The organism is Christiangramia flava JLT2011 (assembly GCF_001951155.1).
Lineage (GTDB): Bacteria > Bacteroidota > Bacteroidia > Flavobacteriales > Flavobacteriaceae > Christiangramia > Christiangramia flava.
Genome location: NZ_CP016359.1, coordinates 1,816,839 through 1,838,509, shown reverse-complemented (window position 1 = coordinate 1,838,509; position 21,671 = coordinate 1,816,839). Strand labels below are relative to the sequence as shown.

The 21,671-nt window shown below is 43.0% G+C and carries 21 protein-coding genes; 12 read left to right on the top strand and 9 right to left on the bottom strand.

What is annotated here, in order from left to right; genetic code table 11:
• Positions 1-27 precede the first annotated feature (27 nt).
• Entirely contained in the window at positions 28-1,443 is a 1,416-nt protein-coding gene (locus GRFL_RS07915) for an MBL fold metallo-hydrolase (RefSeq protein WP_083644107.1), read from the top strand.
• A gap of 59 nt (positions 1,444-1,502) precedes the next feature.
• Here GRFL_RS07915 and GRFL_RS07910 read toward each other — a convergent pair whose 3' ends face one another.
• From GRFL_RS07910 to GRFL_RS18085, 4 genes are all read right to left on the bottom strand, one after another.
• A complete protein-coding gene (locus GRFL_RS07910) occupies positions 1,503-4,331 on the bottom strand; it encodes a glycosyl hydrolase (protein WP_083644106.1) in 2,829 nt (942 codons plus the stop codon).
• A 50-nt stretch (positions 4,332-4,381) separates the two neighbouring features.
• Complete coding sequence (locus GRFL_RS07905) at positions 4,382-4,576, bottom strand: helix-turn-helix transcriptional regulator (RefSeq protein ID WP_083644105.1); 195 nt, start codon at positions 4,574-4,576, stop codon at positions 4,382-4,384.
• Positions 4,573-4,971 carry a hypothetical protein gene (locus GRFL_RS07900; RefSeq protein WP_083644104.1) on the bottom strand — a complete coding sequence of 133 codons (399 nt, stop codon included), beginning with the start codon at positions 4,969-4,971 and terminating at the stop codon, positions 4,573-4,575. The genes GRFL_RS07905 and GRFL_RS07900 overlap by 4 nt, the downstream gene beginning before the upstream one ends.
• 223 nt (positions 4,972-5,194) lie before the next feature.
• Positions 5,195-5,338, bottom strand: a complete 144-nt coding sequence (locus GRFL_RS18085; protein ID WP_169833970.1) for a hypothetical protein — start codon at positions 5,336-5,338, stop codon at positions 5,195-5,197.
• 183 nt (positions 5,339-5,521) lie between these two features.
• On the opposite strand from GRFL_RS18085, the gene GRFL_RS07895 reads away from it, so the two are divergent.
• From GRFL_RS07895 to GRFL_RS07865, 7 genes are all read left to right on the top strand, one after another.
• Positions 5,522-6,961: a phytoene desaturase family protein gene (locus GRFL_RS07895; RefSeq protein WP_083644103.1), complete on the top strand. Its 1,440-nt coding sequence runs from the start codon at positions 5,522-5,524 to the stop codon at positions 6,959-6,961.
• Positions 6,962-7,062: 101 nt separating this feature from the next.
• The gene (locus GRFL_RS07890; protein WP_083644102.1) at positions 7,063-7,731 is read left to right on the top strand and encodes an FAD-binding oxidoreductase; all 669 of its coding nucleotides are present in this window, start codon (positions 7,063-7,065) and stop codon (positions 7,729-7,731) included.
• Between the two features lie 103 nt (positions 7,732-7,834).
• Positions 7,835-8,068 carry a hypothetical protein gene (locus GRFL_RS07885; protein ID WP_083644101.1) on the top strand — a complete coding sequence of 78 codons (234 nt, stop codon included), beginning with the start codon at positions 7,835-7,837 and terminating at the stop codon, positions 8,066-8,068.
• Positions 8,069-8,189: 121 nt separating this feature from the next.
• On the top strand, positions 8,190-8,777 hold the full coding sequence (locus GRFL_RS07880) for a HupE/UreJ family protein (RefSeq protein ID WP_083644100.1): 588 nt from the start codon (positions 8,190-8,192) through the stop codon (positions 8,775-8,777).
• 79 nt (positions 8,778-8,856) lie between these two features.
• Positions 8,857-9,288 carry a deoxycytidylate deaminase gene (locus GRFL_RS07875; RefSeq protein WP_083644099.1) on the top strand — a complete coding sequence of 144 codons (432 nt, stop codon included), beginning with the start codon at positions 8,857-8,859 and terminating at the stop codon, positions 9,286-9,288.
• Positions 9,285-10,883, top strand: coding sequence for a S41 family peptidase (locus GRFL_RS07870; protein ID WP_083644098.1), 1,599 nt, complete (start codon positions 9,285-9,287; stop codon positions 10,881-10,883). The genes GRFL_RS07875 and GRFL_RS07870 overlap by 4 nt, the downstream gene beginning before the upstream one ends.
• 12 nt (positions 10,884-10,895) lie before the next feature.
• Positions 10,896-11,192 (top strand): hypothetical protein, encoded by a 297-nt coding sequence (locus GRFL_RS07865; RefSeq protein WP_236995903.1) that lies wholly within the window; start codon positions 10,896-10,898, stop codon positions 11,190-11,192.
• On the opposite strand, the gene GRFL_RS07860 is transcribed toward GRFL_RS07865, so the two are convergent.
• Genes GRFL_RS07860 through GRFL_RS07850 form a run of 3 tightly spaced genes read right to left on the bottom strand, consistent with a single transcriptional unit; the run spans position 11,189 to position 12,573 of the window.
• The gene (locus GRFL_RS07860; protein WP_083644096.1) at positions 11,189-11,797 is read right to left on the bottom strand and encodes an FAD-dependent oxidoreductase; all 609 of its coding nucleotides are present in this window, start codon (positions 11,795-11,797) and stop codon (positions 11,189-11,191) included. The genes GRFL_RS07865 and GRFL_RS07860 overlap by 4 nt on opposite strands.
• Positions 11,798-11,995: a hypothetical protein gene (locus tag GRFL_RS07855; RefSeq protein WP_083644095.1), complete on the bottom strand. Its 198-nt coding sequence runs from the start codon at positions 11,993-11,995 to the stop codon at positions 11,798-11,800.
• Positions 11,992-12,573, bottom strand: a complete 582-nt coding sequence (locus tag GRFL_RS07850) for a MarC family protein (protein WP_083644094.1) — start codon at positions 12,571-12,573, stop codon at positions 11,992-11,994. The genes GRFL_RS07855 and GRFL_RS07850 overlap by 4 nt, the downstream gene beginning before the upstream one ends.
• Positions 12,574-12,697: 124 nt before the next feature.
• On the opposite strand from GRFL_RS07850, the gene GRFL_RS07845 reads away from it, so the two are divergent.
• From GRFL_RS07845 to GRFL_RS07830, 4 genes are all read left to right on the top strand, one after another.
• Positions 12,698-13,267 carry a DUF3109 family protein gene (locus tag GRFL_RS07845; protein WP_083644093.1) on the top strand — a complete coding sequence of 190 codons (570 nt, stop codon included), beginning with the start codon at positions 12,698-12,700 and terminating at the stop codon, positions 13,265-13,267.
• Positions 13,268-13,811: 544 nt separating this feature from the next.
• Positions 13,812-14,789 (top strand): ribonucleotide-diphosphate reductase subunit beta, encoded by a 978-nt coding sequence (locus GRFL_RS07840; protein ID WP_083644092.1) that lies wholly within the window; start codon positions 13,812-13,814, stop codon positions 14,787-14,789.
• 144 nt (positions 14,790-14,933) lie between these two features.
• Entirely contained in the window at positions 14,934-17,381 is a 2,448-nt protein-coding gene (locus tag GRFL_RS07835; protein WP_083644091.1) for a ribonucleoside-diphosphate reductase subunit alpha, read from the top strand.
• Positions 17,382-17,460: 79 nt separating this feature from the next.
• Positions 17,461-18,807 (top strand): deoxyguanosinetriphosphate triphosphohydrolase, encoded by a 1,347-nt coding sequence (locus GRFL_RS07830; RefSeq protein WP_083644090.1) that lies wholly within the window; start codon positions 17,461-17,463, stop codon positions 18,805-18,807.
• Here the strand turns inward: GRFL_RS07830 and GRFL_RS07825 are convergent.
• Both GRFL_RS07825 and dxs read right to left on the bottom strand, forming a co-directional pair.
• The gene (locus tag GRFL_RS07825; RefSeq protein WP_083644089.1) at positions 18,804-19,808 is read right to left on the bottom strand and encodes a DUF3078 domain-containing protein; all 1,005 of its coding nucleotides are present in this window, start codon (positions 19,806-19,808) and stop codon (positions 18,804-18,806) included. The two genes, GRFL_RS07830 and GRFL_RS07825, sit on opposite strands and share 4 nt — an antisense overlap.
• A gap of 39 nt (positions 19,809-19,847) precedes the next feature.
• Positions 19,848-21,620, bottom strand: coding sequence for a 1-deoxy-D-xylulose-5-phosphate synthase (gene dxs, locus GRFL_RS07820; protein WP_083644088.1), 1,773 nt, complete (start codon positions 21,618-21,620; stop codon positions 19,848-19,850).
• Positions 21,621-21,671: the final 51 nt, after the last annotated feature.

Below are 21,671 nucleotides of genomic sequence, written 5' to 3'. Positions count from 1 at the left end.
TAGTATAACAATCTAAAATTCAACAACATGAAAATAGAACAGATATATACCGGATGCCTCGCCCATGCCGCTTATTATATAGAAAGCAATGGAGAAGCTGCAATTTTTGACCCGCTGAGAGAAGTTCAGCCATACATCGATCGTGCAAAAAAAGACAATGCAAAGATCAAATACGTTTTTGAAACGCATTTTCATGCCGATTTTGTGAGCGGTCATCTCGATCTTCAGAAAAAAACCGGGGCACAGATCGTTTTTGGTCCCGGTGCCAAACCCAATTATGAGGCTATCATTGCAGAAGATGGACAGCTTTTTGCCATTGGGAACTACAAGGTTAAAGCGATCCATACCCCCGGGCATACCATGGAAAGCACCACCTACCTGCTGGTAGACGATAATATGAAAGAACACGGCATCATCACCGGCGACACGCTGTTCATTGGAGATGTTGGCCGTCCGGACCTCGCCCAACATGTGGTGGCCGATCTAACCGAAGAAAAACTGGCCGGTCATCTCTACGATTCCCTGCGCAATAAGATCATGCCTCTAAGAGATGATCTGATCGTGTATCCCAATCACGGCGCGGGTTCAGCCTGCGGAAAGAAGATGAGCAAGGAAACCACCGATACTCTGGGCAATCAGAAAAAGACCAATTACGCCCTTCGTGCCGATATGACCAGGGAAGAGTTTATCCAGGAATTGCTTACCGGACTTACCACGCCGCCGGGTTATTTCCCTCAAAACGTGTTAATGAACATTGGGGGTTACGAAAGCTTTGATGAGATCATGAAACAGGCTGCGACTCCGTTAAAACCTGCGGAATTCGAGGTTGCAGCCGGAGAGCTGGAAGCACTGGTCCTGGATACCCGTGATGCCGAAAATTTTGCGGAAGGACATATTCCCGGCAGTATCAATATCGGGCTGGATGGCAATTTTGCTCCTTGGGTTGGAGAACTGATCCCTGACCTGGAAACACCCATCTTACTGGTTACTGAAATTGGTCGTGAAGAAGAAGCGATCACCCGCCTATCCCGGGTAGGATATGACAATACCCGCGGATACCTGAAAAACGGCCTTGGAAGCTGGAAGAGAGCTGGACTTGCAACTGAAAAGATCAATCGCATCACGGCTGAAGAACTTAAAAAGCTGCTTTCCGAACAAAAAATCAAAGTCATAGATGTTCGTAAAAAGAGCGAATACGATTCAGAACACCTGCTCGATGCCATAAATGTTCCTTTAAACCAGATCAATCAGCATTTAGACCAGTTCGCAAAAAATGAATTTTTCGTCCTGCATTGTGCGGGGGGCTACCGAAGCATGATCGCCGCTTCCATATTACAGCAACGAGGATGGGATAATTTCAGCGATGTGATCGATGGATTTAAAGCTATCAAAGAAGCAGGATTACCGGTATCTGATTACGTTTGTCCTTCTACACTTTTATAAATCAAGCCTCAAGAGGAATAGAAAAGCCGCATGAAAATACGGCTTTTCTATTTCATAATTTAAGAGACGGTATAAATCCTTACCGGTCCAATCATTCCGGAAGATTGCAATTTCTGGTAAGAGGTCCATCCCTGGGCAACCGGGTTATCTTTTAATGATTTCATATAATTTCCCAAAGTTGTTGTAATTTGAACCTGTAGTTGATTACTGCCTATTCTCAAGGCCTTCCCTAAACGATATTGATGTTTGCCGTACCAGACACTCCCCAATTTGTTTCCATTCAGGATAACTTCTGAAATTCCGTAAACTTTACCTAGATCCAAGAAATATTGACCAGCATCTGCGCCAAAATCAAAATTGGTTTGATACAATAGAGTACCCGAAAAATTTTGAAGATCATCCGTTTCCTTTAAATCTTTCAAAAGTGGCCATTCCCGATTTTGCAAATTTCCATCCACTTTATGCAATTTGATTTTCCATGGGCCATTAATCTTTTCCATTTCGGTTAAAATTCCCATTTCTGACACAAATTCTTCGGTTGTCCATTGATCCCGAAGTACTATTAGTTTTGATTCAGCCGGGCCGAGTTTCAGCAAATAAGAACCGTTTGCAGCCAATTTTATACGGAACTTCTCTCCGGTTTCGGGGTCCCAAACTTCAGCAACCTTTCGGGAACTATGGAATATAAGATCTGTTTCCTGTGATTCAGACTGATTATAATTGACAAAAAAATAATAGTCGGCTGCGTCAGAACCATACCTAATGTGACTCAAAAATTTATTTGGTTTTGAGATCTGAATACCTGGATCGATTCCGAAACGCTTCTGAATATTTTGATACCAGCTAATAAAATCTTTTTGAGGTCTATCTACTATCCCGGTTTTAGAATCATCTGGGAAAGCTTCAAAAATTTCCGCAATCTTCCTATTTTCTTCAGCCTGTTGAAGCATTGCCGTTTGAGTTGGTTTTTGACCCACGAAAATAATTTTCCCTCCCTGTCTTTGAAATTCAGCAATTTTCCGGGCGGTTTCTGGCAGCATACTTACCACATCCAACAACATTAGCACGCGATACTTTCTTTCGTTGTAGACAATTTGCTTCGGTTGGATCTGTGATTGTTGAATGATTTTTTCGCTGATATAATCTGCCGAATTTCCGCACTGTTGAATGGCTTCCCAAACCTGATGCTGATAGGAAGGATACGCCATTTCCGGAAAAGGATCGCGCATGGGCCCATGTATTTTCCAAAGATCTGCTATGGGATGCAAAATTGCGATATCTGAATGGAGTTCCGTATTCTGGAAAATAGCATATAACCTTGCTTTATAATCTGCCCATTTTCTGAAATAGGGCCACCAGGTATTGCGCTCATTCAAAAATGTACCATATCGAATCCAGCCTGGAAATGGTGCTTCAGGCGGACTGTAATTGAATCCATGCAATATAGAATGAGTGACACCAGACAAAATACTCTGATCTCCAGCAATCTTAATCTCTTCCAGCGTTGTAGTAAAAACACGATTTGTATTGGTAATCTCTTCGCAACTCACCAGTTTTTTACCAGCAAACCGGGCACCACTGGAAACAAATTTATTGATCATCGTATAGGCACGACCCTCCCGGTAATTTTCATCGGAAAATACCGCCCCTGCGCTATTTCCCATCCAGGTTTCATTTTCAGGAATATCAATATGCATACTGCTTTCCAGGGGATGACATTCCCTTCCGTAGGCCTGCATCCTTGACTGTACCCCGTGAAGATGACACCAGTTTGTAAAAGGTTCTATGAATCGCTCACGGAAAAGATCATTTTTTAGGGTTTCAAAATCATAGCGAACCCTGTTAATCTTCTCCTGAAATTCATCTGAAAATTTCGCTCCATAATCCTCTTGCACGGGATTTCCCATATGCCCGATCTTAAAGAGCAAAAACGGCAGGTATTTTTCGAGGTCATAACCGAAACGTTCCTTAAAAACTTCTGGAAAATCTTCATTCCAATTAGCCCCTTCAAGTTCAATACTATCTGTAAAAAACGCCCGGAAATAATTGCCAAAATTGCCGAGCTTTTCAGTGAGTCTTTTAGACATTCTTTCAAAATAGTTCTGTATTGCAGACTCATTGAAGTGATTCAGGACCGGACCATTTGCTCCTGGCGCACCATTGATCACCGCCATATAACCGGTGATTTTCACCAGATAATAAAGCTCTTTGGGGGTTTTCTGAGCCTGGATCCTGATCATCCCCTCTGCATCTGGTTGAATATCTATTGCAAAATTGGTAGTATTTAGGTTTTGTGGAGCAAGCTTTACCATATGTAGTTCCTTAAAACTGTTGGAGTGGGGAGAATAGATCTTCGGACTTACTTCATCTAGAATATCAGTCACTGGTATGGAATAATCTGTATTGGCTTGCAGGCTACGAGTTCCCAATGCCATTAGCTGAATTTGCTCTTCTTTTTTTAAAAATTCTCCTCCAAACGGCCAGCCTGAACCCACGATCATATCACAAATTAGTCCACGTTTTTTGGCCTCATTTACAGTAAATTCTAACATTTCCAGCCATTCGTCTCCCAGCCATTCTAAAGAAGAAATGCCAAGGTCATTTGTTCGCTCGGGAAATTTAATAGGGTTAATCTCTACTCCTCCAATACCAGCGGCCTGAAGAACATCCAATTCCCGAAGCAATTCTTCCTTACGCAGTTTATCCCCATTCCACCACCATCTTACAAATGGCCTAAATTTATTTTCAGGGTCCTGGAATTTTTTAAAATGATCCACGCTAATATCAGATTCACTCGGAAAAATTTTTGAATAGGAATTGGTATAACTAAAAAATGATATGCCTAATGAAGAAAGTGCTGATAATTGGAGAAAATCTTTTCTATCCATTCGTGTTAAACTTTCTTAAATCTACGCTAAATCGTTTTAGTTAACAAATTTTATTCCTCAAACTGAAAGATCTCTTCGATTTGCAATTTGAATAATTGCGAGAACCGAAAGGCCAGAGGCAAACTGGGATCAAACTTGCCTTTTTCAATAGCATTGATGGTTTGGCGGGAAACACCGGCTTTTTCTGCCAGTTCTGCCTGGGTCATATCCTTTTCTGCACGGAGTACTTTGAGTCGGTTTTTCATTTGAACTGGAAGTGTGATCGAACAATAGAGATTAAATAGGATATTCCCACGAGTAAAACCAGGTGACTGATCTCAGCATCAAATCCAATCACGTTCGTCACATCAAGCGCCGAATAGGTAATTCCGCCAACTACTGCGACGCCAAGGGCAATTCCCATTGCCTGTAACGCAATAAGCCTCTGTAATTCGTCCAGAGATTTCACATACTGGATGTTCGCCCGGATCATCATAATTCCTACACCCAGGTTTATTAAAATGAAAATGATCGTTAGAACCTTATTATCGTTCCATAAAAATTCTGACCCAAATATTGCCAGGGTTAAGCTGAATACCCATAAACCCGTCCACATCGCGAGCTTTTTGGTACGCTTCTTCTGTAAAGTGATGTAAGTCATTGTAAATAAAATTTGATTAATTGTAAAGTTTATTTTACAAATATAAATTTAAAGATTGAATGTCAAGCATACTTTACAAAAAATTTACAATGGAAATATCTGAGGTCCTAATTTAGACCGTTTAATAGGCTGCAGTGAGAGAAAGGCAATAGGCCTCATCTCTGTTTCCATAAATCGGAACAGAGATTTCGTGAAGTTATAGGCGTTCTTGCTTCAGAAGGTATTACGAGGCTAAAACATTGATGACCGCACTTACCACCGCGACTAAAATAAATGCCAAGGTAATGGTCGCCATGATTTTAACAACCGGATGAACTCCTTCTAAAGAATGTTTGTAGTTGTGCAAGAAATCGGTAAAAAGTTCCATACGCTAAAGTTTTAAGGTTATAACTGACTATAATTTAGCATTTTATAGCCTTATTAAGAAATCAAATCGTTGAAGGCGAAGAATATTAGATGTAATGCATAGGCGGATCAAACACCTGTTAAAATTTCCTGCAAAATTGTCAAATGGAGTCCTTATTTTTAGCAAATAGAGTAGTTTCCTCCCATGCGAAAATATGATGCGGTTATAATTGGCTCTGGTCCAAACGGTCTGGCAGCCGGTATTGAAATGAGTCGACAGGGTCTTCAGGTTTTGATCCTGGAAGCACAGGAAACTATTGGCGGCGGAATGCGTTCAGGTTCGTACACGCTTCCAGGTTTCATCCATGATCATTGCTCGGCGGTTCATCCTGCCGGTTATCTTTCGCCGTATTTCAAAACCTTACCGCTTACCGATTTCGGTCTCGAATGGATACACCCGGAAATTTCTGTGGCCCATCCTCTGGAAAACGAACCGGCAGCCATGCTCTATCAGTCGATTGAGAAGACCTCTGCGGAATTGGGACTAGATAATGAAAACTGGAAGAACTCCTTCAGCTATTTCGTAGAACACGGTGAAAAGCTGCTCCGCGCTGGGATGGCACCATTGCAATTTCCGAAAAATCCCTTTTTATTGGCTAATTTCGGTATCAAAGGTTTGCAATCAGCTGAAAATTTTGTTCAGAAAAACCTGGTGACCAACCGGGCAAAGGCTCTTTTTGCCGGTTGTGCTGGACACAGCATACTTCCGCTATCCAAAAGATTAACGGCGGCTGTAGGAATGATGTTCGTCATCCAGGGCCATCTCGCAACATGGCCGGTGATTAAGGGAGGGACCGAAAATTTAGCCGTGGCCCTCAAAAACTATTTTTTAAAGCTAGGCGGAGAGATCCAGACTTCCTTCAGAGTCGAAAATTTTGGTCAGCTACCCGAAGCTTCCTGTTATCTTTTCGATACCAGTCCTGCCCAGTTGATCAAAATTGCCCAGGATCAACTTCCGAATTCCTATACCAAGAAACTGAAAAATTACCGGTATGGGCCAGGAATTTTCAAGCTGGATTGGGCGCTTTCCGGATCAATTCCCTGGAAAGACCCAAATTGTGAAAAAGCCAGCACTGTTCATGTAGGTGGGACTTTTGCTGAAATTGCCCGTAGCGAAGCCTCCGTGTGGAAGGGTCAACACGCGGATGAACCGTTTCTTATCCTCTGCCAGCAAAGTGAAATAGACCGCTCGCGTGCCCCCAGGGCTTCGCATACCGGTTATGCTTATTGCCATGTTCCACAGGGTTCAAGGCTCGATCAAACAGCCGCTATCGAAAACCAGATCGAACGTTTTGCTCCAGGCTTTAAAGACCTTATCCTAGCTCGGAAAAGCACTAATTGCAAAGAGTTTGAGGATGATAACTCCAACTATCTAGGCGGAGCAATCACCGGTGGAGTGGCCGATCTGAAACAATTTTTCTTCCGGCCAGCCATTAAACTGGACCCCTACAGCACGCCCAATAAGAAAATTTTCATCTGTTCGGCTGCTACTCCACCGGGCGGCGGGGTTCATGGAATGTGCGGCTATTATGCCGCCAGATCGGCTTTAAAAAAGGTTTTTGGCAAGAAGGCTTCGACGATTTGAAATACTTCTAAAGATTTTCTTTAAGGAAGGTTAAATAATTATAATTCAACTTCTTAAGCTAAACCATTTCAGTTGATTTAGTTACCTTCAAAAGAAAAACTATGAGCCATACTGTAAAAATCAAGTCGATTAACCAAATTACCCACGACGTCAAGCAGTTCAACCTGGAAAAACCTTCCGGTTACGAATTTACTCCGGGCCACGCCACCGAGGTTTCCATCAACAAAGAGGGCTGGAAAGACGAAAAACGCCCATTTACCTTTACCAGCCTGAACGAAACTCCCGAATTGCAATTTACCATTAAGATCTATCCCGATCATGATGGTGTGACCGAACAACTGGACAAACTGGAAGCGGGCGATGAGTTGATCATTCGGGATACCTGGGGTGCCATTGAATATAAAGGTCCGGGATATTTTATCGCCGGTGGAGCAGGAATTACTCCCTACCTCGCTATTTTTCGTGAACTGGAAAAAAAGGGTGAAACTGAAGGCAACCGACTCATTTTTTCCAATAAAACCGATAAAGATATCATCTTAAAAGAAGAGCTGGACCGCATTATGAATGGGAAAACAACCTACGTGATTACCGACCAGGAAGACACCAGTCACACCAAAGCGTATCTCGACGAAGACTTCCTGAAAAAAGAAATTTCGGACCTGGATAAGCGCTTCTATGTGTGTGGTCCACCGGAAATGACCGAAGAAGTAGAAAAAATTCTGAAAAAACTGGGAGCCAATACTGATTCTATTCAACTAGACGACCAGTAATTCACTGAAAATAAGGCTTTTAAACTACCGTAAAATATTTTTCAGATTTGTATCAGCGAATGGTTTTTCATCTATATTCGCACGGTTTTTAAATCAATGACAAATGAAAAAATTTTTACTTGGTGTACTACCGGTTTTTGCAGTGATCACAATGGTTTCATGTCGCGAAAATTCAGCTGAAAGCGCTGAAGATCTTAGCGAAGAAACCAGCATCAACTCAGAAATGATGGAAGAAGCTCCGGTGATGGAAGAAAAAACTGTAGACAGTATGGAGACTACTGTTGATAGTTTGACCACTGCTGTAGATTCGGTAGCTACCGAAACAGTTGAACAATAAGCTTATTCAAGACTATTTCACAGGGCCCTCATACGAGGGCCTTTTTTTGTCACACACCCCATTTTCTTTGCTTTTAAACCAATAAATCGTACTTTCGGGTTTCTTTGAGAAAAAACCCTATATGTCTCAATTCTGGCTTTACCTTCAACTCGGTCTGGAACACGTTCTGGACTGGAACGCATACGATCACATTCTTTTTCTTGTTGCCCTGGTGGCTTCATACAGTTTTAGCAGCTGGAAGCAGGTTTTAGGCCTCGTCTCGCTTTTCACACTGGGACACACACTGGCGCTTTTTCTTTCCACCTACGGAATTGTAAAAGTAGACACCGCTTATGTAGAATTTCTGATTCCGGTTACGATCATCGTTACTGCACTCTACGATATATTTACCGCCGGAAAGAAACTGAAAAACCAGAATATCAACCTGCTCTATTTCACAACGGTTTTCTTTGGGCTAATTCACGGCCTGGGATTCTCTTCCTACTTCAAAATGATCGCGGCTTCTTCAGATAGTAAACTGGCACCACTGCTGGAATTTGCCCTGGGCATCGAACTCGCGCAGCTTATCGTGGTCCTTTCGGTATTGATCCTGGCCTTTATCCTTCAGAATATTCTGAATATTTCCAAAAGAGACTGGATCCTGGTAGTAAGCTCCATTGTGATTGGGATCGTGCTGCCAATTCTGAAAGAAAATTACCTGGCGCTTTAGATTTTGACCAATAAAACTTTACATTTCCAGATAATCATTTAATTTGCAGAGAATTGTTATCGGAATTTGCCTGAATTAAATGAAAAGGGAAAAACAGCTGAAATACGATAAGGCTTATCTTCGTATTGCCAAGGAGTGGAGCAAGCTCTCCCACTGTAAAAGAAAACAGGTTGGCGCACTGATTGTAAAAGACAGAATGATCATTTCTGACGGTTATAACGGAACTCCAACCGGTTTTGAAAATTTTTGTGAGGATGAAGAAGGATATACTAAATGGTACGTTCTTCACGCCGAAGCAAATGCGATCCTGAAGGTAGCGGAATCTACGCAAAGCTGCAAGGATGCCACTTTGTACATTACCATGTCTCCCTGTAAGGAATGTAGCAAGCTCATCCACCAATCAGGAATTAAACGCCTGGTGTATCAAATTGACTATAAAGACAATTCCGGATTGCAATTTTTAGAAAAAGCTGGCGTTGAACTGGAACAAATATCAGAGCTGGAAGATTGAAAAAGTATCAGAAAATATACACGCCCCTGCTATTGAGCATTGCCTGTGCCCTGGGTATCTTACTGGGAGCACACCTCAATTATGGTGTTTCTGACCAACTTTTCTCTTCCAATCCCAAAAAACAGAAGCTGAACCGGCTCATCGATTACATAGATTATGAATATGTAGATGAAGTGAACACCGATAGCATTGTGGATGTCACGGTGAATAAGATATTGGAAAACCTGGACCCGCATTCGGTTTATATCCCAAAGGAAGAATATGCCTCGGTAAGCGAGAACATGAAGGGCGATTTTGTGGGAATTGGCGTGAGCTTTTATAAAGTGAACGACACAATTGTGGTAATTCGGCCACTGGAAGGTGGTCCCAGTGAAAATATAGGCATTAAAGGAGGCGACCGGATCTTGTATGCCAATGGCGAGAAACTTTTCAATAGAGACATCAGCGATGATTCATTGACCAACCAGTTAAAAGGAAAAGAAAACAGCAGGGTTACGCTGAAGGTCTTAAGAAAAGGCATTCAGGATTTGCTAACTTTTAAGGTAAAGCGTGGGAAGGTGCCTTTGAAAAGTGTAGACGCATCTTATATGCTAACCCCGAGCCTGGGATATATTAAAATCAATCGCTTTGCAGAAACCACTTTTTCGGAATTTCAAAAAGCAATCAAAAACCTGAAAAATCAGGGTGCCAAACAGATCGCCCTGGACCTGAGAGACAATCCCGGAGGTTACCTTTCCGAAGCCATTAATATTGCTGACGAATTTATTTCTGATGATAAGCTCATCCTATTTACTAAAAATAAAAGCGGCTCCATAGAAAAGACTTTCGCCGAGCGTGAAGGAGAGTTTGAAAACGGAAAAGTATACGTGCTGATCAATGAAAATTCTGCTTCCGCGAGTGAGGTAGTGGCCGGAGCGCTTCAAGACAATGACGTGGGAACGATCGTTGGTCGCCGCAGCTACGGGAAAGGCCTTGTACAGCGCGAAATGGGACTTGGGGATGGAAGCGCCGTTCGGCTTACCATTGCCCGATATTATACGCCTACGGGGCGTTCCATTCAGAAGCCTTACGATAATGGCAATGACGCATATTTTAAAGATTACATGCGCCGCTACAAGAACGGAGAACTGAACAGCCAGGACAGCATTCATGTAAATGATTCACTGCGATATACCACGCCTGGCGGAAAAGTGGTTTACGGTGGCGGAGGTATCATTCCCGATATTTTCGTACCCAAAAATACCGACGCTGAAAAGGAAAAACTGATCTTCCTGCTGCGCGGGGGCTATATGAGCCGATTCGTTTTCGATATTCTGGAAAAAGACAGGTCTCGCTACAATGACATGTCTCTGGAAGAATTTGAAAATAAGGTGGAGGTTAGCAATGAAATGCTGAAAGATTTTTCTACTTACCTGAAAAGAATGGGGGATGTACGAATAAACTTAAGTCAAAAACAGCATGAACCCCTCTTAAAGAAATATCTGAAAGCCGAAATGATCCACCAGCTTTTCGGAACTAATGCATTTGAACGATATTTAAATACCGATGACCGAATAATCGATAAAGTTATCGAATTGTCCGAGCAAAAGTCCTAATTTGGACATGGTGTGAATTTTTTAGCCTTAAATCTAACTGCCTTACTGCCTTTTCTACCCCTGATGTTTTTCATCATTGCGGTAAGTTTTCGCCTGCTCGATAATAGCAGTTTACTCTTTCTTCAGAAAGACATTCTAGTTACCTCTTCCAATGTTTCCCGGAAACTATTAAAGAAACAAATTCGCGAGAATGAAGACCGGGAATTTACCCAGAAACTCAAGCGTGCGCTGCTCTTTAGAAACCTTCAGCAAAGTTTCCTGATTTTCAGCGTGGCGACCCTGCCATTTTTGGCAATGTACCTCTTCTAGTATAGCTTATCGTGAACCTTGGTGTGCTCACCACCATTCCAAACCGTTAGAATATCTGTAGCCACCGCTGCGCCACTTCCTGCTGCGATGGAAAACTGGCTTCTCCACCCGGCAAGCGTCCCGGCAACATACAAACCCTCTTTAACAAGATGGTCCTGGTTCTTCAGTTCAATTCGGTTTTTTTCGAGCTTGGCTCTGGTATGCGGGATCACGTAATCCTCCAGTCCGGAAATTCGGTTGGGAGAATTGTAACCGGTAGCGATTACGACCATTTTCGCCTCATAATCGGCCTTATTGGTCTGTACTTTGAACCCGGAACCAGCTTCAGTAACCGACTTGACTTTTTCCTTTTCCAGAATATCCACCCCGGGATATTGCTCGCGAAGATGGTCTTTGGCCTCCAAAAGGATTTCAGCACCACTCTTTCCGGGGATTATTCCGAAGGCATTATAGAGTTTTGCTGATTGCAGATGAGAAGCCTTCTGGTGCATGACAATTCCCACACGTTTGCCCTCACCGAAACTCTTTTGCAGTCCCGAACCAAGCACCAGTGCACAGGAAATTCCTGCCACTCCGCCACCAATGATCATCACATCGTACTGCATCTAAGAATTGGCTTTTTTGGAAATGCTCCTGGAGATCAGCAAAATTCCCATCAGGCAAATTACACAAAAGCTGGCAAGGATCACGATAAGGCCGTTCCCGCTATCTCCCTCAAAAGGAGCCTGAATATCTAATACGCTAATGCTGATACCTATAAATACAACCGCAAGAAAAATGATTGTGAAAATAATGTACTTCATGAAAATAAACTCTGAATATTCGCCGCGAAAAGTTTAACGGCTATCGCCAGAAGGATCACCCCAAATACCTTTCGCACTACATTGATTCCCTGGGAACCCAGAATCTTCTCAATCTTTGAAGAAGATTTCAGGACCAGATATACAAATATAATATTGAAAACGATAGCTACAATAATATTTACCGTTTCATATTCAGCCTGAAGGGAAACCAGCGAGGTCATGGTACCCGCCCCGGCAATCAAAGGAAAAGCCAAAGGCACTATGGATGCCGTCTCCGGCGCATCGTCTTTATAAAGGCTGATGCCAAGGATCATTTCCAGCGCCAGGAAAAATAAAATAAAAGAACCCGCCACGGCAAAAGAATTTACATCAATCCCAATAAGGTTCAGGATCTCTTTTCCCAAAAACAGGAAAACGATCATGATGATCCCCGCCACGATCGAGGCTTTTTCACTCTGAATATGACCCGTTTTTTTTCTCAGGTCGATGATGATCGGGATACTCCCCACGATATCAATCACCGCAAAAAGAACCATTCCAGCCGTAAATATCTCTCTGAAATCAAGTACGTTAAACATAACCCACCTCTTTTAAAATTGGCCGCAAAAGTACTTCAAGCTTTCAGATTTCTAAATACCTTTCCGGGTTAAATTTATGTGAATTTTCAGGCCTTCATTTTTAAGAGAAAATTATCTTTGCAGCATGTTTCAATTAGGCAAAACTTTAGTTTCAGAAGAGATCATTAAAAATGACTTCGTGTGCAACCTCTCGGCCTGCAAAGGCGCCTGCTGCATAGACGGGGAAGCCGGCGCGCCGGTGGAACCCGAAGAAGTTCCTATCCTCGAAAAGATCTACTCGAAAGTGAAACCATTTCTTCGGAAGGAAGGAATTGAGGCCATTGAAAAACAAGGCACCTATATTCAAACTGAAAACGGCGAACTCGAGACTCCGCTCATTGATGGAGCAGACTGCGCCTACGTCATTTTTGATGAAAAAGGGACTGCACTTTGCGGTATTGAGGAGGCGTATAATGCTGGAGAAATAGACTGGAAAAAACCGGTTTCCTGTCATTTATACCCTGTACGTGTGGATGAATATACCGCGTTCTCGGCAGTGAACTATCATCGCTGGCAGATCTGTGATGATGCCTGCAGCTTAGGAAAAGAACTACAGGTACCGATCTATCAGTTTGTCAAGGAAGGACTCATTAGAAAATTCGGAGCAGACTGGTACCGGGAGCTGGAGGAAACCGCAAAGGCTATCAGAAAGTAATTTAACGCTTTTATAACTTTTCAATAGGCTGAATTACAGAATCTTATAAGTATATTTACAAAACTCTCATTTAGAGATCACATAAATTCCCCGGTCTCGACTCCCCCGATTATTTTACTGAAAGATTACCCTAACAAAGGTAAACAGTTTTACCTGTTTCATATTAATTTTTTTATAGGTGAACCAACCAGAAAATTAGGTAATTCTGTTTTCGAAGTAAGCCGGTGAGAACGACCGGCTTACTTTTTTACCAAATCTCTAAAATTTAACATTTATTTTGTCAGATTTTCACTCTTCCCATTCACGCTTAATAATTTAAAATTCACCCCCGGAGCTTTTCGTTCATAAAATTATTAACATATTATAATCGACTAATTTTCAGCTATTTAAATTGAATCTATTCAGTTAAGTAATTCTTCTGCATCATTTCCCGTGTTGAAAACTTTGTTGAAAACGTTTGGGCTGATTTCTTTCATTATCTGTCTCATTTTTAAATATTTGTTAAATACTTTTCAATTAACCATAACCGAAAACACTAAGACCAATGGCGCAGCAGGAACCCATTTTGCAGGAAAATAAAGACCGGTTTGTGATCTTCCCGATCAAACACCATGATATTTGGGACTGGTACAAGAAAATGGAGGCCTGTTTCTGGACTGCTGAAGAGATCGATCTACACCAGGACCTGAACGACTGGAACAACAAATTGAATGCAGACGAGCGCTATTTCATCAAACACATCCTGGCATTTTTTGCCGCTTCAGACGGGATTGTCAATGAAAACCTGGCTGAAAATTTTGTGAACGAAGTCCAGTATTCAGAAGCCAAGTTCTTTTATGGTTTTCAGATCATGATGGAAAATATCCATTCTGAAACCTATTCCCTGCTTATCGACACCTATGTGAAAGACGACAAGGAAAAAGATAAATTATTCAAGGCGATCGAAGTGTTTCCGGCAATTAAGAAAAAAGCCGACTGGGCACTGAAGTGGATCGAGTCTGATTCTTTTGCAGAAAGACTGATCGCATTTGCTGCCGTCGAGGGGATTTTCTTTTCAGGAGCCTTCTGCTCGATCTTCTGGTTGAAAAAACGAGGATTGATGCCGGGTCTTACTTTCTCCAATGAATTGATTTCCCGCGATGAAGGAATGCACTGCGATTTTGCGGTTCACCTTCATAACAACCACCTTCTCAACAAAGTCTCAAAAGAAAAGATCCGCGAGATCATCGTGGATGCCCTAAATATAGAGCGCGAGTTCATTACCGAATCGCTACCTGTTAGCCTTATCGGGATGAACGCGAAACTGATGACGCAGTATCTGGAATTCTTAACCGATCGACTTTTAGTGGAACTGGAATGCGAAAAAGAATACAATGTGTCGAATCCGTTTGATTTTATGGATATGATCAACCTGCAGGGGAAGACCAACTTCTTCGAAAAACGCGTGAGCGAATACCAGAAAGCGGGAGTCATGAACAAAGACAAAGAATCGGATAACATCAGTTTCGACGCCGATTTTTAAAAAGCGCAACTGCGTCGTGCCCCCCAACGCGGCGCAAGTTGGACTTTTCAACAATTCATTTTTTTAAATTTTTCAATTAACCGAAAGTTTCGGGTGGGATCGTTTTGTCCCTTCCGCAGCCCAGACTAACAAAATTTGTAGCGCATGTATGTAGTTAAAAGAGACGGACGAAAAGAACCGGTGATGTTCGATAAGATCACCGCCAGGGTTAAAAAACTCTGTTATGGCCTGAACGAACTGGTAGATCCTGTAAAGGTCGCCATGAGAGTGATCGAAGGATTGTACGATAATGTAACGACCAGTGAACTCGACAATCTGGCTGCGGAAATTGCCGCGACCATGACTACATCCCACCCGGATTATGCAAAACTGGCTGCCAGGATTTCGGTTTCCAACCTGCATAAAAATACGAAGAAGACTTTTTCTGAAGTGATGACCGATCTGTATGAGTATGTAAATCCGCGTACTGAAGAAAAAGCTCCGCTTATTTCAGATGAAGTATATAAAGTGATCATGGATAATCGGGAAAAACTGGATTCTACGATCATCTACAACCGCGATTTTGGCTACGATTATTTCGGTTTTAAAACTTTAGAGCGCTCTTATTTACTGAAGATCAATGGTGAAATTGCTGAAAGACCGCAACACATGCTTATGCGGGTTTCTATTGGTATTCACCCTGATGATCTTGATGCGGCCGTAGAGACCTACGAGCTGATGTCTAAAAAATATTTTACACACGCTACCCCAACACTTTTTAACGCCGGAACTCCAAAACCGCAAATGTCTTCCTGTTTCTTATTAACGATGCAGGATGATAGTATCGATGGTATTTACGATACGTTGAAGCAAACCGCGAAGATCTCACAATCGGCTGGAGGAATAGGATTATCTATTCACAATGTGAGGGCTACCGGTTCTTATATCTCCGGAACCAACGGCACCTCTAACGGAATCGTTCCAATGCTTCGTGTTTTCAATGACACCGCGCGTTATGTAGACCAGGGAGGCGGAAAAAGAAAAGGTTCCTTTGCCATTTATATGGAACCCTGGCATGCTGATATTTTTGATTTCCTGGATCTGAAGAAGAACCACGGAAAAGAGGAAATGCGTGCCCGTGACCTGTTCTACGCGATGTGGATGTCTGATCTTTTTATGAAACGTGTGCAGGAAGATGGAAAATGGACGCTGATGTGCCCGCACGAATGCCCTGGACTGTACGATACATACGGAGACGAATTTGAAGCCTTGTATACCAAATACGAAACTGAGAATAAAGGCCGTAAAACGATCAAAGCACGCGAACTGTGGGAGAAAATATTAGAATCTCAAATTGAGACCGGAACTCCGTACATGCTGTATAAAGATGCAGCGAACAGGAAATCGAACCAGAAGAACCTGGGAGTGATCCGTTCTTCCAACCTTTGCACGGAAATCTTAGAATATACCAGCAAAGATGAAGTGGCTGTTTGTAACCTGGCTTCCATCGCGCTGCCGATGTTCATTAAAAACGGCGAATTTGATCACAAAGAATTGTTTAAAATTACCAAGAGGGTGACCCGCAACCTGAATAAGGTGATCGATCGCAACTACTACCCGGTAAAAGAAGCTGAAAATTCCAATTTCCGTCACCGTCCTGTGGGACTAGGTGTTCAGGGACTTGCCGATACGTTCATTAAACTGAGAATGCCATTTACTTCAGATGAAGCTAAAAAACTGAACCAGGAGATCTTCGAAACTCTGTATTTCGCTGCTGTTTCGGCTTCCATGGAACTGGCAAAAGAAGAAGGACCGTATTCCACTTTTGAAGGTTCACCGATCAGCCAGGGTGAATTTCAGTATAACTTATGGGGAATTAAAGACGAAGACCTTAGCGGAAGATGGGATTGGGCGAAATTGCGTAAGCAGGTGATGAAAAACGGAGTTCGCAACTCCCTGCTTCTGGCACCAATGCCTACCGCTTCGACTTCACAGATACTTGGAAATAATGAAGCTTTCGAACCTTATACTTCCAACATCTACACCCGCCGAGTACTTTCCGGAGAATTTATCGTGGTAAACAAACACCTGCTGGAAGACCTGGTAGCACGCAATCTTTGGAACGACGACGTGAAAAATGCCATTATGAGAAACAATGGTTCTGTTCAGGATATTGACGTGATCCCGGAAGATCTGAAAGAACTTTACAAAACCGTGTGGGAAATGAGTATGAAAGACATTATCGATATGTCTCGCCAGCGCGGATATTTTATCGATCAGTCACAATCGCTTAACCTGTTCATGGAAAATGCCAATTACAGCAAGCTCACGTCCATGCATTTCTACGCCTGGAAAAGCGGACTCAAAACCGGTATGTATTACTTAAGAACGAAAAGTGCTGTAGATGCTATTAAATTTACGCTGGAAAAAGAAACTAAAAAAGAACCGGTTGCTGAAGCTGTAGCAGTAAAGGCTGCTGAAAAAATGCAGGCCCAGGCCGTGATTTCAGCCCAGGCTGAAGAAGAAGGAGCTTTGTCTCCTGAAGAACTACGTGCCATCATCGCCCAAAGCAAGGAAAGCGAAGGAGATGATTGCCTAATGTGCGGTTCATAATTCCATTGCCATAGTTGTTTTAAAGGGGAAGTGAAAACTTCCCCTTTTTTAATACTTTTGAATTCGAAAACCAATATTCATGAACTGGGAACAGCTGTTATCACTCAAACGCTTCGGCGACAAGCATAAAAGACTTCGGAAAGAGCAAAACGAGACCCGCCTGGGCTTTGAAGTAGATTACGACAGGATCATTTTTTCTTCGGCTTTTCGCAGCCTTCAGGATAAAACCCAGGTTATCCCGCTTTCCAAAACTGATTTTGTGCATACCCGGCTCACGCATTCCATGGAAGTTTCCGTGGTTGGGCGTTCGCTCGGGCGGCTGGCGGGACAAAAGATCCTGGAAAAGCACCCGCATTTAAAAGACACCTTTGGGTACCAGATGAATGATTTTGGTGCCATCGTTGCAGCTGCGGCATTAGCACACGACATCGGGAATCCGCCTTTTGGACATTCCGGTGAAAAAGCCATTGGGGAATATTTCAGTCACGGGAATGGAAAGCGATTTAAAAATTTGCTGACCGATAAGGAATTTCAGGACCTGGTGAAATTTGAAGGCAATGCCAATGGTTTCAGAATTCTGACAGAAAACCGGCCCGGCATCACCGGCGGACTTCGCTTGTCATACGCCACGCTTGGAGCTTTTACCAAGTATCCGAAGGAATCCCTTCCGCATAAACCGAGCAGGAATATTGAAGACAAAAAATTCGGCTTCTTCCAGTCGGAAAAAGAGATTTTCCAGGAAATTGCTGAAGAACTGGGACTTCACCCTACTCGAGAAGGAAAAGATACGGGGTATACCCGCCATCCGCTGGCATTTTTAGTGGAGGCGGCAGATGATATTTGCTACACGATCATCGACTTTGAAGACGGAATTAACCTTGGACTGATTGACGAAGATTACGCGCTGGAATACCTGATCAAACTAGTAAAGGACAATATCAATACCTCGAAATACAACCAGTTAGGAAACACCGCCGATCGCCTGGCTTACCTGCGTGCCCTGGCGATCAATACGTTAATCGTGGAAGCGGCTGATATTTTTATTGCTAATGAAGAAAAGATCTTAAATGGCGATTTCCATGAATCTTTGTTCGACAAAAGCAGTTATGAGGCACAGATAAAGGATATCATTAAAATAAGCATCGAGAAGATCTACCAGAGCGAAGAGGTGATCAGCAAGGAAATTGCCGGTTACAGCATGCTATCTTATCTACTGGATTTATACACCCGAGCGATTTTGCCGGAACGCAATGAGGAAAATTCTAATTTTCACAAATTATTACTGAAATCGACTCCGAAAATCGCCATTTTGGACGAAAAAGAATCGGTTTACGAAAAACTGATCGGGATTTGCTCGTACGTGGCTTCTTTAACCGATGGATTGACGGTGGCCTCTTTCAAAAAGTTTAAAGGAGACAGCGTTTAAAATTCATATACCAGACCCACTCCGAGCATCTGCTTCAACTGAACGCGGGCTCCGCTGGTTTCCAGTTTCCCGTCGCCGTTGGTATCTTCCTTGAATTTCACATCATCGTCATAGCGCACGTGTGAACCCACATTGGCTTTGACGTATTTGTTGACTTTCATGTTTACATTCAGCTGCCAGTCTACATCGATATTTCCGAAGTTATTCAGGTAATCTGAATACAGGCTGAGCTGGTTGTCCAAATTGATATTTTCCCAGACCTCTTTCCGGAATTCACTGGTGACCAGTACCCCAAATTCCGTTCGTACATTTTCGCCTTCTTCGATGATATTGCCCAGTTGGTCAGTTTTAGCAGGAGTTACCCCGAACATTCCTTCATTGGCAAGCCGCTGGTCCAGCACAAAGGTCGATTTGATGGTTAAAGGAGAAATATAGGCTGTGAGATCTTCCACAGGATCTGAATATTCGCTTCCAACCCCCAGAAAAGAATAGCCAGGCGCCATAAATTTCGAAATTGGTGTGTCACGATCAGGGTATTTATAACCGTGCGCAAACTGCGTATTGAAACTGAATTTTCCCGAATAATACCAGTTCGAGGTACTATCTGCCCGGAAACCAAACGAAGAATTGAACCTGATCTCATCATCGGTCTTACGAACCTGGCGCCCTTCCTGGGCATTCAGGCCGTAACGCAAAGAAGCTGAATTTTTCCAGATGGTTAGTTCTTTTTCATAATTCCGCTCAAAACTCGAGTAAAAAAGCGCTGATACCGAGTTATTACCACCGGAATTCCAGTTCACAAAAGCCACTTCTGTAAGGTTGACCCCAAAAGTGTTCTTTTCACTCCAGTAAACCAGCATCGTATCTGAAACGGTCGTATCGCTCTCTTTTTCAGTTAAGCGCAGGGAATTGGGAACATGCACTTTCAGGCTATCAGTAGGTTTCGCAAAAGAATTCAGGCTAAATAGTAAGAGGCTTAGTAATAGGAAATTTAACTTCATTCGCTGCTTCAGGTTTTCGGATTCACAAAAATATAAAAATCACAACATAGATTCCAGCTTCTGCCGTATAGCTTCAACGTCAATTTTTGCGATTTCTTGTAATTGCGAGACACTTCCTTGGGAAATAAACGTATCTGGTACGCCTAAAATAGAAATTTTTCCTGAATAGCCTAATTCTGAGGCGGTTTCCAGCACCAAACTTCCGAAACCTCCTCGTGCTACCCCATCTTCTATAGTCACGATCTGGTCAAATTCTGAAAAAATATGCTTCAGCATATCCAGATCGAGGGGTTTGACGAAACGCATGTCATAATGAGCCACAGCACCGGGATTTTTCAGTTTCTGAATGGCTTCGGAAGCATTTTCAGCCATATTCCCGATGCTCAGCACGGCGATCTGATCCCCGTTTTTTAGTTTTTCAGCTTTTCCGATAGCGATCTTTTCAAATGGCAGTTTCCATTCTTTCAACACTCCGCGCCCCCTGGGATACCTGATCATAATGGGATGCTCCAGTTCCTCCTGGACGGTATACAGCAAATTGCGTAACTCGGTTTCATTTCGAGGTGCTGCAATCATCAAGTTGGGAATACAGCGGGCATAGGCAATATCAAAAACGCCGTGATGGGTTGGCCCGTCCTCACCCACGAGTCCTGCGCGATCCAGGCAAAAAATAACCGGCAGGTCCTGCAATGCTACATCATGTATCAGTTGATCATACGCTCGCTGCAAAAATGTGGAGTAGATAGCGCAATAAACGCTAAATCCCTGGGTTGCCATGCCTGCGGCAAGGGTAACCGCATGCTGTTCGGCGATTCCCACATCAAAAGCCCTTTCAGGAAATGCTTCCATCATGTACTTTAATGAACTTCCGGTAGGCATCGCGGGAGTAATACCGATGATTTTTTCATTCTTTTCGGCCAGTTCCACCAATGTAAGACCAAAGACATCTTGGTATTTGCTCGGCAGACCTTCCTGATTCTTCGGAAGCAGTTCGCCGGTTTCGGGTTCAAATTTGCCGGGAGCGTGGTATTTAATCTGGTCTTCCTCCGCTTTCTTCAGGCCCTTTCCTTTCTTCGTGATGACATGTAAAAATTTCGGACCTTTTATCTGTTGAAGCTTTTTTAAGATACTGATCAGACCCGGCAGGTCATGCCCGTCAACCGGACCGAAATAATTGAAATTCAGCGCCTCGATAATATTATCATTCGCCGGTTTATGCCCGATCTTAGCCCTGGTAAGGTATTCCTTCAGTGCTCCTACACTGGGATCAATTCCAATAGCATTATCATTGAGGATTACCAGTAGATTGGCATTGGTAACACCGGCGTGGTTCAGACCTTCAAAGGCCATCCCACTGGCAATAGAGGCATCACCGATCACGGCGATATGCTGTTTTTCCAGTTCTCCCTGCAATTTCGAGGCAATTGCCATTCCCAGTGCCGCAGAAATCGAGGTGGAGGAATGTCCCGTTCCGAAAGCATCATATTGGCTTTCTTCCCGCTTCGGAAAACCACTCAAACCATGAAGCTGACGGTTGGTCTCAAAAATTTCCCTTCGCCCAGTCAATATTTTATGACCATATGCCTGGTGGCCTACATCCCAAATCAGTAAATCCTGAGGTGTATCGAAAACGTAATGCAACGCAATCGTCAATTCCACCACGCCCAGGCTGGCACCCAGATGACCTTCTTTGGTAGCCACGATATTGATGATGAACTTCCGAAGTTCCTGGCTCAGCTGCAGTAACTCCGATTCATCGAGCCTTCGCAGATCTCGTGGAGAATGGATCGTATTCAGAATATTTTCTGCCATAGGCTAACAAAGGTACATTTTGCCATTTTAATGTGCACGCTTCCTAAAATT

Coding starts and splice junctions, on each gene's coding strand:
- GRFL_RS07915 (WP_083644107.1), top strand. CDS start 28: ATGAAAATAGAACAGATATATACCGGATGCCTCGCCCATGCCGCTTAT.
- GRFL_RS07910 (WP_083644106.1), bottom strand. CDS start 4,331: ATGGATAGAAAAGATTTTCTCCAATTATCAGCACTTTCTTCATTAGGC.
- GRFL_RS07905 (WP_083644105.1), bottom strand. CDS start 4,576: ATGAAAAACCGACTCAAAGTACTCCGTGCAGAAAAGGATATGACCCAG.
- GRFL_RS07900 (WP_083644104.1), bottom strand. CDS start 4,971: ATGACTTACATCACTTTACAGAAGAAGCGTACCAAAAAGCTCGCGATG.
- GRFL_RS18085 (WP_169833970.1), bottom strand. CDS start 5,338: ATGGAACTTTTTACCGATTTCTTGCACAACTACAAACATTCTTTAGAA.
- GRFL_RS07895 (WP_083644103.1), top strand. CDS start 5,522: ATGCGAAAATATGATGCGGTTATAATTGGCTCTGGTCCAAACGGTCTG.
- GRFL_RS07890 (WP_083644102.1), top strand. CDS start 7,063: ATGAGCCATACTGTAAAAATCAAGTCGATTAACCAAATTACCCACGAC.
- GRFL_RS07885 (WP_083644101.1), top strand. CDS start 7,835: ATGAAAAAATTTTTACTTGGTGTACTACCGGTTTTTGCAGTGATCACA.
- GRFL_RS07880 (WP_083644100.1), top strand. CDS start 8,190: ATGTCTCAATTCTGGCTTTACCTTCAACTCGGTCTGGAACACGTTCTG.
- GRFL_RS07875 (WP_083644099.1), top strand. CDS start 8,857: ATGAAAAGGGAAAAACAGCTGAAATACGATAAGGCTTATCTTCGTATT.
- GRFL_RS07860 (WP_083644096.1), bottom strand. CDS start 11,797: ATGCAGTACGATGTGATGATCATTGGTGGCGGAGTGGCAGGAATTTCC.
- GRFL_RS07855 (WP_083644095.1), bottom strand. CDS start 11,995: ATGAAGTACATTATTTTCACAATCATTTTTCTTGCGGTTGTATTTATA.
- GRFL_RS07850 (WP_083644094.1), bottom strand. CDS start 12,573: ATGTTTAACGTACTTGATTTCAGAGAGATATTTACGGCTGGAATGGTT.
- GRFL_RS07845 (WP_083644093.1), top strand. CDS start 12,698: ATGTTTCAATTAGGCAAAACTTTAGTTTCAGAAGAGATCATTAAAAAT.
- GRFL_RS07840 (WP_083644092.1), top strand. CDS start 13,812: ATGGCGCAGCAGGAACCCATTTTGCAGGAAAATAAAGACCGGTTTGTG.
- GRFL_RS07835 (WP_083644091.1), top strand. CDS start 14,934: ATGTATGTAGTTAAAAGAGACGGACGAAAAGAACCGGTGATGTTCGAT.
- GRFL_RS07830 (WP_083644090.1), top strand. CDS start 17,461: ATGAACTGGGAACAGCTGTTATCACTCAAACGCTTCGGCGACAAGCAT.
- GRFL_RS07825 (WP_083644089.1), bottom strand. CDS start 19,808: ATGAAGTTAAATTTCCTATTACTAAGCCTCTTACTATTTAGCCTGAAT.
- dxs (WP_083644088.1), bottom strand. CDS start 21,620: ATGGCAGAAAATATTCTGAATACGATCCATTCTCCACGAGATCTGCGA.